Origin of the sequence: Enterobacter cloacae complex sp. P13B (genome assembly GCF_014895915.1) — a bacterium.
GTDB classification, from domain to species: Bacteria; Pseudomonadota; Gammaproteobacteria; order Enterobacterales; family Enterobacteriaceae; genus Enterobacter; species Enterobacter bugandensis.
The window spans coordinates 19,026-32,028 of record NZ_JADBQN010000054.1 but is presented as its reverse complement, the minus strand read 5'-3'; the positions used below and the strand labels follow the sequence as shown (position 1 = coordinate 32,028).

At 53.1% G+C, this 13,003-nt stretch carries 11 protein-coding genes; 4 read left to right on the top strand and 7 right to left on the bottom strand.

Annotation, left to right across the window (positions count from 1 at the left end):
- Positions 1-2,108: inverse autotransporter beta domain-containing protein (locus IM273_RS20575; RefSeq protein ID WP_193055587.1), on the bottom strand; the 2,108-nt coding region annotated here is incomplete at its 3' end.
- A 502-nt stretch (positions 2,109-2,610) separates the two neighbouring features.
- Between IM273_RS20575 and IM273_RS20570 the strand changes: the two genes are divergently transcribed.
- From IM273_RS20570 to IM273_RS20560, 3 genes are all read left to right on the top strand, one after another.
- Positions 2,611-4,569: a S8 family serine peptidase gene (locus tag IM273_RS20570; protein ID WP_193051856.1), complete on the top strand. Its 1,959-nt coding sequence runs from the start codon at positions 2,611-2,613 to the stop codon at positions 4,567-4,569.
- A 378-nt stretch (positions 4,570-4,947) separates the two neighbouring features.
- The gene (locus IM273_RS20565; protein ID WP_048959065.1) at positions 4,948-5,385 is read left to right on the top strand and encodes a hypothetical protein; all 438 of its coding nucleotides are present in this window, start codon (positions 4,948-4,950) and stop codon (positions 5,383-5,385) included.
- A gap of 16 nt (positions 5,386-5,401) precedes the next feature.
- Entirely contained in the window at positions 5,402-7,168 is a 1,767-nt protein-coding gene (locus tag IM273_RS20560; protein ID WP_127353609.1) for a lytic polysaccharide monooxygenase, read from the top strand.
- Positions 7,169-7,285: 117 nt separating this feature from the next.
- On the opposite strand, the gene IM273_RS20555 is transcribed toward IM273_RS20560, so the two are convergent.
- Complete coding sequence (locus IM273_RS20555) at positions 7,286-8,035, bottom strand: A24 family peptidase (protein WP_047366755.1); 750 nt, start codon at positions 8,033-8,035, stop codon at positions 7,286-7,288.
- A 45-nt stretch (positions 8,036-8,080) separates the two neighbouring features.
- Positions 8,081-8,299 (bottom strand): ANR family transcriptional regulator, encoded by a 219-nt coding sequence (locus IM273_RS20550; RefSeq protein WP_120247323.1) that lies wholly within the window; start codon positions 8,297-8,299, stop codon positions 8,081-8,083.
- Positions 8,300-8,466: 167 nt separating this feature from the next.
- Between IM273_RS20550 and IM273_RS20545 the strand changes: the two genes are divergently transcribed.
- The gene (locus IM273_RS20545) at positions 8,467-9,663 is read left to right on the top strand and encodes a hypothetical protein (RefSeq protein WP_193051857.1); all 1,197 of its coding nucleotides are present in this window, start codon (positions 8,467-8,469) and stop codon (positions 9,661-9,663) included.
- Here IM273_RS20545 and IM273_RS20540 read toward each other — a convergent pair.
- The 4 genes from IM273_RS20540 to IM273_RS20525 form a co-directional block, all read right to left on the bottom strand.
- Positions 9,626-10,153, bottom strand: coding sequence for a cytochrome b (locus IM273_RS20540; RefSeq protein WP_028015621.1), 528 nt, complete (start codon positions 10,151-10,153; stop codon positions 9,626-9,628). The two genes, IM273_RS20545 and IM273_RS20540, sit on opposite strands and share 38 nt — an antisense overlap.
- Positions 10,154-10,216: 63 nt before the next feature.
- Positions 10,217-11,818: a glycosyl hydrolase family 18 protein gene (locus tag IM273_RS22690; protein ID WP_275156285.1), complete on the bottom strand. Its 1,602-nt coding sequence runs from the start codon at positions 11,816-11,818 to the stop codon at positions 10,217-10,219.
- Positions 11,819-11,966: 148 nt separating this feature from the next.
- A complete protein-coding gene (locus IM273_RS20530; protein ID WP_193055586.1) occupies positions 11,967-12,344 on the bottom strand; it encodes a hypothetical protein in 378 nt (125 codons plus the stop codon).
- Between the two features lie 71 nt (positions 12,345-12,415).
- Positions 12,416-13,003 (bottom strand): transcriptional regulator (locus tag IM273_RS20525; RefSeq protein ID WP_370551852.1); only part of this gene is annotated, 588 nt, incomplete at its 5' end.

Genomic DNA, 13,003 nt, shown 5'->3' with positions numbered 1-13,003 from the left:
AGCGCGCTGACTTTTGCCGTTGCAACATCAGCCACCAGGGGAATTTTTACCGTCACAGGGTTGCCGCCTTCTACGGTAGCGGTTACCTCCCAGTCTGTCCCCACCAGCGTTGGAGCTGTCAGCGTAATACTTGCTTCGCCCCGATCATTGGTATGGCTCAGCTGGTCTGTCGGATGACCGTTGCTTTGCCAGGCGATATCAACACTCGTTTTAAAGTCTTCGCCATCCTGATCGGTGAGTTTCACCGTAAATGGCTGGGCTGCGCCCACCATTACGTGCTCAGGAGGCTGAATGAAGGTCAGTCTGTTGGCTTTGGCAAAATTGACGTTCAGTTTCATATAGCTGTGTCTGCCATTATCTTCAGTAACGTTGCCGCTATAGCCTGCTACCAGCGGGGAGAGCGAGGCCGTGATCTGATCCTGACCGCTGCTCATAATCTCTTCCACACTCACCGACGTTTGGCCTTTAGGGTCGGTGTGCGTTACGTGTTGTGACAAATGACCCAACGCATTCTGGCTTGTCCAGTAAACCGTCAGCCCTTCCACCGCCTCCTCTTTAGCGTTTTTTACTTCGGTGAGTAGTTGCAGAGCGCCATTGCTCTGAACATAAAACTTCACACTGCCGTCCGGGCGGACTTCGCCCGGCGTCATCAAGCCAATATGCAGTGCGCCTAGCTTCGCGCTACCCTTAACCGTTGCCGAGCCACTGTTACCCGTGATCCCTTTTTTGTTAACCGGGGTGACTTCGAAGATCACGGAGCGGGCCATGTCGCGCGTTTGTACTTCATACGTGGCACTCCCTTCCTTGAGCAGTTCGCCTGAATCTGCGTCATACCAACGCATCCGGGTTTGCTCTGGGTCTTCATCCTCCCCTTCATTGCTTTTATAGAGATAACTCCCCTCCAGGATCTGGCCCGGGGACATGTCCCCCTTAATGGCAACGCTCTCTACGGAAGGGGCAAAATCGCCCGGCGTCACGGTCAGGTGATAGCTGGCGGAACTTAATACGTGCTCCGGATCAACAGGTGACGTTTCCGTCGCGGTGATGGTGACATCGCCCCGATGCGTTGGGTTCACCAGACCGCTGCCCGGCTCCACGGTCGCGATCGCCGTGCTGGAGGAGGTGTAGCGAATGACGCCCCCCTGCCCACCTTTCACCGCGTGCAGCAAAGGCACGCCAGCCTGCGTGGTTTTTTCCGTCGGGCTGAAATAGAGACGTCTGTCTTTTTCTTCCTGCTTATAGGCGAGAACGATGTTGTTATTACGGGTAACGAACTCCGTGCGGGACTGCATGAGCGATGGCAAAGCCGCCGCATTTTCACTTGCCAGCATCTCGGAAAGTTTTCGGCCAAACTCCCAGTGGAAATTCAGACCCACAGAGAAGTTATCCCGCTGCCCGCTAATCATACTCTGCTCCGCGCTGACCCCTACCAGCGGCACAGGTTGCCACTTAAGCCCGAGGTTAAGCCCGTGAGGATTGTGGCTGGCTTCGCTGCGGCTGCCGTTAACGTCCACTTTGTCGCCATACCACTGGAACCAGCCCAATTTAAGCGCGACGTGCTGTGAAAGGGCCGTCTCCAGATTGAGATCCCAGCCGCGGGCGGCACGTTCATACAGTTCATAGCGGTCGGGATCGTCATTAAACATGCTGTCGTCAGAATGACGCCAGCCGCTCAGGGGCAGGTAGTAGTTCGCGGACGCACGAATCCCATCGCTCCACAGCTCGGCGCCTGCCCCCATTCGGTTATGGTGGCGCGTGACATCCTGATCGAAAAAGAGGTTTCCACCCGCCATCAGATGCGGGTTAAAGGTATGTCGCCAGCCCAGGCCAACGTTAAGGATATCGCGCTCGTTCCAGCGGTGTGCGCTCATCTGAGTGAACAGAATGTCGTGTTGCCAGATTTTAACCGGCCACAGATAGTCCAGCCCGAAATCGCGGCTATCGCTCCCGCCAATACCGACATCTGCCGTAACGCGGGCTTTCCCGCCGATATTGTTTAACCACGCTTCCACTTCCTGGGTTAACGCGGCATTCACCTCGCTATTTGCCGCACCGCGCAGGGCATCACCCGCGCCGTTTTGTTGGGCGCTTCCCCACATGCCGGCCATTTTATCCCGCAGGGGCTGATTGCTTTCGCTTTCAATGGTTGCGTGAGTTTCAGTTTGCGCCCGCGCGACGGGGGGAACCGTGAGCAAAAAGATGGAAAATAAATAATGTAAAAGGATTATCCACACGGATAATTTTTGACGTAAAGAACAGTACGAAACACTGGGCATTGTGACGCATCCCTAATTAATTAAACTCCCTGGTTAGCGATATTAAGATCCAGATAATTCCTAAACTCCATACAGTAATCAGGAGATGATCATGAGATTTTCCGTCCCTCATTAAATTCAATGCTTAGGCGTTGATGTTTAACAACTCTTTCAGCCTGCTTCATAAATTTCTCAGCCCAATTTCAGCCGTATATTTTCCGGAGCAGGTAATTCTTAACATGGAACAGACACCTCGCAATTTTATTGCTGACCGTCTTCTTATGCAGGTTTTCCCCTAATGGCAGGATGATCCCAGCAATACTCTGGATGTCATTTAATAAGGAAGATCGTTGACATGAATAAAACTGGACTGGCCCTGCTTATTTGTGCACTATTGAGTGCCCCCGCTTTTGCGCAAAATTCCGTCACGCACGAGCAAGCCTGGGAAGGCACTTCGTATCTCTCCGTTATCGTGAAATTAAAACCCGGTACAACGCTTAATAAGTCTTCACCCTTTTCATTACGCGACAGTACCCTCGCCGTGAGTCCGTTATTTACGGCAAATCATTTGCGCAGCAGTGAATTAAGCGAGATGTATGCGCTTAATGAACGCTACGGCTTTAACCGTTATTTACGTATAGCCCTGCCAGCCGATAAGCAACATGACGCGGCATATATCAATGACGTAATTAATGAACTGGCGGCGCGACAAGATATTGAGCTGGCTTACCCGGAATCCATGCCGGTGTCGCTGGAAAAGGGGGTCACTGTTCCCGACCTGCCGCCCTATTCCGGGCTGAGCTATGCCCTGAACAGTACCAGCCAGGCCACCGTCCCGGATTTTCGTGGATTGCAGGATTACACTAAATCGCCAGATGAAAAACGGCCCGGCTACTATATGGGTGGCGTTAATCGCGACAGCGTAAGTCAGTATTCAGGGCACGATGGTAGCGGCATTTCGCTGGTCTCAATGGAAAACAACGCATGGAATACCAGCCATGTGAATTTGCCGCCGATCGATTTCCATGAAGGTGATAAGCGCTATACGCCAGGCGAAGATCACGACACCAGCTCCGTCGGGATTATGGCGGCGAAAGATATCAATGCGGGCATCAAAGGCCTGACGTGGAACGCCCGTATGGGATACGTCAAATGGCAGGCCAATAATCTCTACAATATGATCCCCAGACTCCAGGCAGGAGATGTGGTGCAAATTGGTATGCAGACCGGCGGAGGAGATGTGACAGGTTGCACCTCCTCTTGCTATGTCCCCCAGGAAAACGCTCCAGCCTATTATGACGTGATAAAAGCGTTGACGGATAAGGGCGTGCACGTGATTCAGGCGGCAGGCAATGGCAATATCAACCTCGATCACGCCGGATTTAATGGAAAATTTGACGTTAAAAAGCGGGATTCCGGCGCGATCATTGCGGGCGCGTTTTGTGCAAACAATGGCAAAAAAGCCTCTTTCAGCACCTATGGCTCACGTGTGACCAGCGCCAGCTGGGGCTGCTGGGATGTGGTTACTACGGGTTACGGCGGTTTGCATAGCATAAAAAATGCGGAATACACCTCAAGTTTCTCCGGCACGTCCTCCGCGAATCCGATTATCGCAGGCGTGGTCGCCAGCCTGTCGGCCATTGCAAAAGCGCACAATATCACCGTCACGCCTCAACAGATGCGCTCCATTCTCCAGGAAACCGGTACACCTTTAGCTGCGGGGGATTCAGCGAAAGTAGGTACTCACCCCAATATGGCAAAAGCGGTAGCCAGGATTCTGGAACTCAAAGAGGAAGAGCAGGAGGAGGTAAAGGCAGTGCCGGGAGAAAGCTTTACCGTTACCGGCACGACCGATTCTTCCCGTGCGTACCAGTTAGACGGGAGCGCCAGCAAGAATGCCGTCTCCTGGAAATGGACTATCGACAAAAACAGTACTGGCACATTCTGGCTACAGGAGAAACATGCCGGAGGCTGGGTACGTGAAGTTTCAGGGCCTACCGCCCGGGCACTCATTCCTGCCAATACAGACGGAGAAGCAACCTACTGGTTAACCGTCACGGGCAAAGACGGAAGCGTGAGCGCTGAGAAGATCACCGTAACGGTGAAAAAACCACAGTTACCTGATATTCCTGATGACAGCGCAGAAGCGTATAACCCGCGGATCGCCTACCCGGTGAAATGTACCCGCGTATCGCATAACGGCAAAATCTGGCTGAATCAGTGGTATGTCAACGCAGGACAAGAAGAGCCAGGAAGCGGCGGTGAGTGGGGGGCATGGCGAACGTCGGATGCAGCTAATAATAGCTGCCCTTAAAAACCCTTTTGGTTAACATAATAGTAAAGCCTGGATATAAGCCAGGCTTTATTTTATTAATTCAACACTCAGGAAAACCGTAAAAACGTCATTTCTTAAACTCCGTACTCGCTCAGATTTTATTAATACGCGTCAAGGACTGAAATTGGCAGTACTATTTCATACTCTGTCGCGCTCCGCCCTCTTTACAGCACGAACGGTCGCTCTTCTCTGCCGAAACTCCCGGACTCTTAATTGCTCAGAGAAGTCTCTTATTCAAGCCGGTTGTCTCCTCCCGTTACTATTTGTCCCTGTTATCACACGGTAATAACGCCTTTTTACCTGCGCCGCAGGTGAGATTAACTTTTCGTTATTGTTCAGTAATAAATAAGGGAACTTATGAAATTAACAGGATCTGCTTTTGTCCTTGCCGCTTTACTGGCAGGGGCGGGCGTCAGCGTTTCAGCTAACGCCGCCACGACCTCGCCAGCAGCAAACTGCGAACAGGGTCACCAGAACTGCATGAAAGAACTAGGCACGCTGGAACGCGCCGTCAACGGTGTGAAAGTGAAGGTCGTTGAAGGGCAAACGATTCGTGCGCGCTTCTTTAACGACGGAACCGAACTGCCAAATCTGGAAACGCGCGTCACCATTCTTGCTGGCGAAGAGGCCCACTGGTCCTACGCCCTCGCCCAGGCTATCAATCAGCAGCACCCCGAACTGCGTGCCGGTTTCAGGCACAGCAACGGCGAGATTACACCCGATGAGTCAGAGCCAAATAAGGTGTATGCCAAACAGAACAACCCTCTCAGTCACGTAGAAGTGTCCTTCAATTAATTCAGGGAAGATTATTTTGAAACTACTCAAGATGAATAATATTACGTCGGCGTTAGCCGTGGCATTGATTGGTATGTATTCCACGGGCGCACTGGCGCATGGCTATGTTTTTGAACCAAAATCCCGTTCGGTGATTCACTTCCCGCCGATGAACGATAAAGGTGAGCATAGTAACGTCTGGCCTGCTGACGCCGTGGAAGCGCCGAAGCTCCCGGCTGGCAACGATATGAGCCCAACCCCGATCGCCAACGAACAGCTATTCCAGTTCCCGCCGGATGGAAAACTGGCAAGCGGTGGTTCAACGGCAACTCCCGCCTTCAGCAAGCTTGATGACGAAAAGCAGAATACCTACAACAACCCGATGTCTGCGGGTCCGCACCAGTTTAAATGGCATTTACCGGCTAAGCACCGCACCACCTATTTTACCTACTACATCACTAAGCCGGACTGGCAGTCTGTTCCGGGTGCGGATTCGCGCCTGACCAGGGCGATGTTTGAAGATAAGCCATTCTGCCATAAGGTTTATACCTATGCGCCAGGCAACCCGTCGGCCGATATTTCTCTCCCGACAGGCTTCGAAACCCACACCTGCGACGTACCGGAGCGTGAAGGTAAGCAGAAAATTTATGCCGTCTGGCGCGTGCGCGATACCGATAACGCATTTTATCAGATGATTGACGTCGATTTTGGCGGTGAAGTCATTACCAAACCGGTAGCCAACGTCACGCCATCCAGTCATAACCTGTCAACCAGCACGCTGTCGCTGGACGGTAGCGCCTCAACGGGGAAAGAGCTGAAGTACAGCTGGGCCGTCACCAGCAATGCCGATAAGGTCATTCTGGAAAACAGCACCAGTGCTAAAGCCAGCATTCGCCTGAAGGCTAAACCTGAGAGCGATTTTACCGTCAACGTGAAGCTGACCGTCACCAATGATAAAAACGTGAGTGATTCAAAAACCGTCACCCTGAATGCCAAAGCTGAGGCGGATAGCACGGCACCGGAGGCGAAGGCAGGCAGTGACTTCACCGTTCACAGCAACAGTGAATCACGTGGTTATGACCTTAACGGTTCCGCAAGCGTCAATGCTGAAAAATACCAATGGACTATCGTTTCAGGGCAGGACATTGGTGCATTGCAGGTTGCTAACGGTGGCGAATGGGTTTCAACCGTCCACGCGGCAAAAGCCCGTGCGCTGATTAAACCCGGCAAAATCGGTAAAGTGACCTATCGCCTGACGGTGACGGCCAAAAATGGCAAAACCAGCACCGACGATATCACCGTGACCGTGAAGGAAGCGCAGCAGGCTTCTGATGTGCAGATCAATACGGGCAACAACCAGGACACCATCGTTGGCAGTGACGTTATTGCTGCCGCCGTCGTGTCCAAAAACAATGACTCGTTAAAAGGGGCAAAAATTGAATGGTCCGCACTGAATCACGCCGATAAGATTCAGATCTCGTCACCAAATAACTTCAGCACCAACCTCAAGGGTAAACATCCGTATACCGACAATGTGGACGTGACGCTGCAGGTGAAAGTGACGGCGCCTGACACCGGTAAAGTCTCTACGGCAACGAAGGTGATCAAGCTGCGCCCGGCGCAAACCGATGTAAAAGCCTGGGATCACAGCAAGACTTACAAGACACCTTGTGAAAAAGTGAGCTATGAGGGCAACATCTGGCTGAACAGCTGGGAAACCCGAGGCGTTAAGCCGGGTTCCGATGGCGAGTGGGGCGTCTGGAAAAAAGAAGGTGCTGCCAACATGCCTAAAGAGTGCAAATAATACTGTGAGTTAACTCTGGCCGGGTCTTCACTGACCCGCGCCTCACATTATCATTCCCTGCCTACACTTTCGTTATCATTTTTGCGCCGGAAATCGCCCCTTCGTTCCGGCGCTTTTTTATCGGTATAAGATCACCCACCCTATCGCGGCAATAATCGGATACGGGCCGAAAGGAAACGGTTGACCGGGCTTGATCCGCAACAGAATCAGCGCCGCGATCAGCGCCAGCAGGGTCGAGGCAACAAAAACATCCAGCAGCGCCAGCGGGCCAAGCCACGCCCCGATCGCCGCCAGCAGTTTCATATCCCCCATCCCCATCCCTTCATGGCCGCGCAATAAACGGAACAGCAAAGAGAGCGTCCAGGGCACGCCAAATCCCAGCAGAGCGGCGATTAATGCCTGCGTTGGCTCCACCCGGCTATAGCCGCTGACGGCAAACGCCAGCGACATCACCAGCAGCGGGAGCGTCAGACGGTCGGGCAGGAGCATGGTGCGCAGGTCAATAAACAGCAGCGGCAGCAAAAACGTCACCGCCAGCAGGTCGAACAGGCTCTGCGGCGTGACGCCCTGCTGCCAGATAATCACCCCGTACAGCAGTGCCATAAGCCCTTCAACCAGCGGATAGCGCCACGATATCGCCTGACCACAGCTGGCGCAGCGCCCGCGCAGCAGCAGCCAGCCCATCAGAGGAACATTGTGGCGAAATTTAATGGGGTGTTTACAGCGTGGGCAATGGGAAGCAGGCCACGATAAAGAGAGTGCTTCACCGTGGAGAATCAAGGGGAGCCGATAAATGATGACATTGCAAAAACTGCCGATAATGGCGCCCAGAAAAACGCTAAAAACGAGTATTACACTCTCAACCATGGTTCCACACTCTGAGGGACATGCAATCTCCGATAATAGCAGAGACTACTCGTTATATTTAGGCAGCCTGTTTGCACGTAAAGTACAAAAGTCTCCGCGCAAGTTCGCCCATTCAATATTCAGATGCGCTTTTGCATATTGTGCCGCTTCTTTCCACAATAATGCCGCGATATGCCACTCCTTTCCCTGTTCATGTTCTGCCGCTCGTGAAGAAAGTGAAAACCACAGGGTAGCAGGATCGCGTTTGTCGCTTTGCCAGTCCATCGTTAAGCCCTTTAGAAAAAATCCCAGCGTATCAATAGCGACGATAAAATAATTGAGCTTAAAATGATAAATACCTGAATAACGCTGAATGCCTCAGTGGGAGAACAACGCTGATTACCAATATTATCCGCTGGCTGGCCTTTTCGGGTCTCTATATCCTGCTGGCATTGCTGAGCTTTCATACGCGGGATAGCTGGAGCCTCTCCACCACGCTCTGGCTCCCGGCGCCGCTGCTTTTCGCCGCGTTATGGCTGACGGCCCCGCGAGAGTGGCCGCTGTGGCTGGCTACCGCGGGCTTGCTGCATGTGTTTGCTGGCGTCTGGATAGGCCGCCCGCTCACGCTGGCGTGCCTGTTCGCCCTCTTCGACGTCGCGATATTTCCGCTGTGCGTCGCCGTCTTTCGTCTGAATGCGCAACTGCCTGCGCTGCGTTTTGCGCGCAGGCCGATTATTGGTGAACTGATCTACCCCCTGCAGTTAATCTTCAGCATTTTTTGCGGCAGCCTGCTGCTTAATCTGGCGCTGTTACTCTCAGGGTATCCGATTGCGCCTCTGCATTTTTTTTCCTGGGTGCTGGCGGCATTAACCGGCATTCTCGCCATTCTGCCGCTGCTGCGTGAGAGCAAAATGCCGTCGCACCCGCGGTTTAACGGGCGGGAAGCGTTGCTCCTTGCCGCGAATACCCTGGTGCTGGTGACTGGGTACTTTTTCCTGCCACCGCTCTGGCAGGGGCTAAACCTGCTGCTGGTGCAAACGACGGTGGTTTTACTGAGCGTGTTTGCGCTCTCAGGACGCGGCGTTGGCGCTCTGCTGCTTATTCAATACCTGATTGTGGTGCTGGCGACCCAGCAGCGGGAAGGGATTTTTTACACGCTAACGCCCGATCTCATCCCCGCAATCTGGCAGGCGCAGTGGTACCTGGTATTTTCGGCGATTTTTGCCAACTGTTTATATCAGTACCGCCGCTGGATCCAACAGCAACAGGCGCTCGCGGCCAGCACCAGTGCCATCATTATTCGCCTGTCGCAGACGGGTTCTTGCGTCGTGTTTCGCCTCTCGATGCCAGAGGAGGAGATCCACTGGCAAGGCAGTACGGAAGCGCTGTTCCCTGATGAGGAAAAGACGCTGAGCACCCTGACGCTACTGGACGCACACTGCGATACGCCGTTCCTGCCCGGTTTTCGCGCCTGGTACTCACAGCAACGTGAAAGCAGCTTTGCCCGGGAAGTTGTTCTGCAAACGCTGCACGGAAGGCAGATGCGCGGGATGGTGCTGTTTCACAGGATTGGCAACACCGCGCATCTGATGGGGGGAGTGAGCCTCTTTCTCACAGCATCCGCTGCAGAATCTCCCGCTGCCCGCTAAAGGTGTATTTCAACACCGCCGCGACATGCCCAAGCAGAATCACACCCAGCAGAATGCAGCTATAGCGATGCACCTGGAAGAAAAACGCATTCACTTCGGCGATGGCAATCGGGCGGGAAACCGGCACCAGACCAAACAGGTTGTAGTCTTTTTGCAGCATCAGAAAACCGCTAACCAGCACCACCATAATGGTCAGATAAAACAGCTCATGAATAAATACCACCAGCTGTTTTTTACGTCCGGCTACCGTTGCCGGATAGGGCACCGAAGGGCGGAAGAAACGCCAGACGAAACGCACCATCATGATGGGCGTGGCGATGGTACCCAGCGACATATTCAGCACGGAGAAAAAGGTAAACCAGCGGGTTCCTTCCAGCGCGTGCAGAATATAGCCCATGCACATCGCGTAGATAATGACGGCTGCGACCACCCAGTGCAGAAGGCGAGAAAACCGATCGTAACGTTTGGCAATAACCAGAGAAGTTTGCATAGTCGTTGTCCTGTAAAACAAACAGCACGGCTCCCTGCGAAGCCATGCTGTTTAAAAAAGAGGTTATTCAGCTACCCACAAGTTGCGGGCCCGATCCGGCGACCAATGGCTGGCACCTGTATGGCCAATCTGACAGCGATAAACGTTGCCCTCATAGAGCACTTTATCCCCTACGGCATAGAGTTTGCCCGGCGTGAATGGGGTAACGTCGCCGCCCTGGCCGCCCTCTTCGCCTCCGCCATCGTCATTATCGGGCACGGTAACGTTGACCGGCTGGCTCGGCGTGGCGAAGTTGTTGGCTGCATCATAGGCGATGACCGTATAGCGATAGCTCATGCCTGGCTGGGTTTGGCTGTCGGTAAAGTTGAGTTCATGGGTATCACCGATCTTTTCCAGACCGCGCCAGATGGCATACCCCGCCACGCCAGTATTATCCTTAGCTGGCAGCCAGCTGAGCGAAACATCCTGCCCCTTCAGCGTGGCCTGCACGCCCTGCACCTGTGTTGGCGCCTGAGTATCCGTTTCGTCGCCCCCATCCGGCAGACTGCCGTCAAGGATGCTCTGGTAGCGGTTCAGAAATTCATAGCCGTAACGTTGACCATTTTTAGTGTTGCCATTGTCCCAGTTCACTGACCAGGTCATGAGCCCTTTTACCGCTTCATTTTTCGCTTCCAGTCGCGAAAGTGCGTTAAAGACACTCTGCGCGTCTCGTACATAGCCGGTTCCTGCCGCATCCGGGTTGGCCGGAAGACCAATCACCAGCTTGTTCGCCGGGATCTTCACATAACCACGCGTCCCGTTTGCCAGGCTGTCGGTGAGATAGTAAAGGAAAAGCTCTTTTTGACGGTCGCTATAGCCCTTCCCCCATTCCTGCGGCAGCCACCATTCACCGACTTCGTCCTTCTCCTCCTGCGTCATCATATTCACGCCGTCGCCCGCCTGGTTGTAATACTGTGGAGCGATAAAGTCATACACGCCCTCAAGATTTTGCAGGTAGGCTTTGTAGTTCACCCCGCGATCGGACTGAAGATAAGGGAACTCTGGCGCCATGCTGATGATGAAGTGTTTGCCCTGCTGCTGATAATGGTCGCGCACCATTTTCAGCGCTGCCGGGATCACCGTACTGTTGTCAGCAGCGCTAATGGCCGTCTGCTCCAGATCGATATCAAGACCATCAAAACCATAGCGATCGGTCAGGCGAATAATCTCCGCCGCAAACGCCTCAGTCTGGTCTTTGTTCAGTGCAATGTGCGCGTCAGCGCCGCCCAGTGAAATCAACACCGCGCGCCCCTGCTCGTTCAGCTCTGCAACCTGAGCGCGGAACTCCTCATCGCTCGCGTTGTAGGGTTTGAAGGTGGGGATATTCCCGCTCTGCCCATCCATAACTTTCATGAAGGAGACGTTGACGACGTTGTAGCCTCTCGGCACTTCACGCAGCGACATATCAGAAGGTAAGCCTCCCTGATAGCCGCGCGCTTTGTCTATCTCTTCCGGGTTAATTCCCCAGTTGTGCCAATAACCTACGAGAATTTTTTTCTGACTGATATCCGGCATCTGTGAGGCGGCGTCGGTTGCGGCCGCATGGCTAAACGTGCTGACCAGCATTCCGCTTAACGCCAGGCCTGCGGCGATAGCGCTCAGAGATATTTTATTTTTCTTTAACATGGGAGATATCCTGCTCCAGGTTTAATAATGAAATCCTGTCCCGCAAGATAGGATATTCATCTCCCTGAAAACAGGAGAACAGCTCACTGCAGCAGCAGATTTAAAACTCGCCAGCCTGGATATGTCTTATAATAAAATTATCGTGAGATTATTTATACTCACACATTGCTACCCAGTTATCATTAATTTTCATCAGCCAGCTATCTTTATTAATCGGCTTGAATAACAGGTTAATATACTGACCATCTTCACTTATCAGAAAGGTCTTCTCCGGCAGCTGATCGCCAACGGCAATTTTTAATTCTGCCACCCGGCCATTGATGACGTTTCCCTTTTGTGTCACCGATTTTAACTGCAGGGTTCGGTTGAATACCCGGTTACCTGCCTCATCGGTTTTTACACCAAATAGCGTTAGCCTGTGGAGTTTAGGCCACCAGGTGATCACACCATTAAACTGGTAATGCTGCAGGCTTTCATCAATAAATTTGCCATTACGTATGACGCTGCTGCAGGGCTCGGCGGGCACTTTTCTGCTCTCCAGGTAGTTGCTGGTCAGGTAAGCCAGCGCGCCCCCCAGCGAAACGCTGATGCAAACCATCAATATGACGAATAGTATTCGTAACCGCATTTTCCCTCCTGAGATAGTTCGCCTTCACATTGCGCAACGAACACTTTTGGACCGTTCGACGCGATGTACACGTTATTGATGCCCGCCGGCAGGGCATGCCGCTTTCTCGCCAGCGCCTGCCGATCGACACTGCGCAGCGAAGAGAGATGAAACATGACGCCATCTACGTAGAGATTTTCCTGAAACGCCTGCGGCGTGTCCGCCGTGCAGACCACAACCAGCGTTGGAAGGATAATCAACAAGCTGCACAGCGCCGCCAGCAGAGGCCCGTATTGACGTGAGGGAGTTTTCATTGACTCCGCCGTGATAGCAGGCAACGACGGGCAATCGACGGGAGTGGGAGAAGACGCGTTATCAGGCTCTTCTGGCGGCGGGCAAGCGACCTCACTGTCCTGCGTTTCGCAGGGTGCCAGTACTACACCATAACGGGGAATGGTTTTAATGATCGAGCCCGGCAGGCCGGCATTTTGCAGCTTGCGGCGGAGCATTTTTATAAGCTGGTGATAGCTGGATTCGCTAACAATCATGCCCTGGTTAAGCCAGATCTCTTCAAATAT

What these genes read in the sequence shown, in the direction of transcription:
- IM273_RS20570 (WP_193051856.1), top strand. Translation starts at nt 2,611, where the DNA reads ATGAATAAAACTGGACTGGCCCTGCTTATTTGTGCACTATTGAGTGCC.
- IM273_RS22690 (WP_275156285.1), bottom strand. Translation starts at nt 11,818, where the DNA reads ATGTTAAAGAAAAATAAAATATCTCTGAGCGCTATCGCCGCAGGCCTG.
- IM273_RS20550 (WP_120247323.1), bottom strand. Translation starts at nt 8,299, where the DNA reads ATGGACTGGCAAAGCGACAAACGCGATCCTGCTACCCTGTGGTTTTCA.
- IM273_RS20540 (WP_028015621.1), bottom strand. Translation starts at nt 10,153, where the DNA reads ATGCAAACTTCTCTGGTTATTGCCAAACGTTACGATCGGTTTTCTCGC.
- IM273_RS20555 (WP_047366755.1), bottom strand. Translation starts at nt 8,035, where the DNA reads ATGGTTGAGAGTGTAATACTCGTTTTTAGCGTTTTTCTGGGCGCCATT.
- IM273_RS20565 (WP_048959065.1), top strand. Translation starts at nt 4,948, where the DNA reads ATGAAATTAACAGGATCTGCTTTTGTCCTTGCCGCTTTACTGGCAGGG.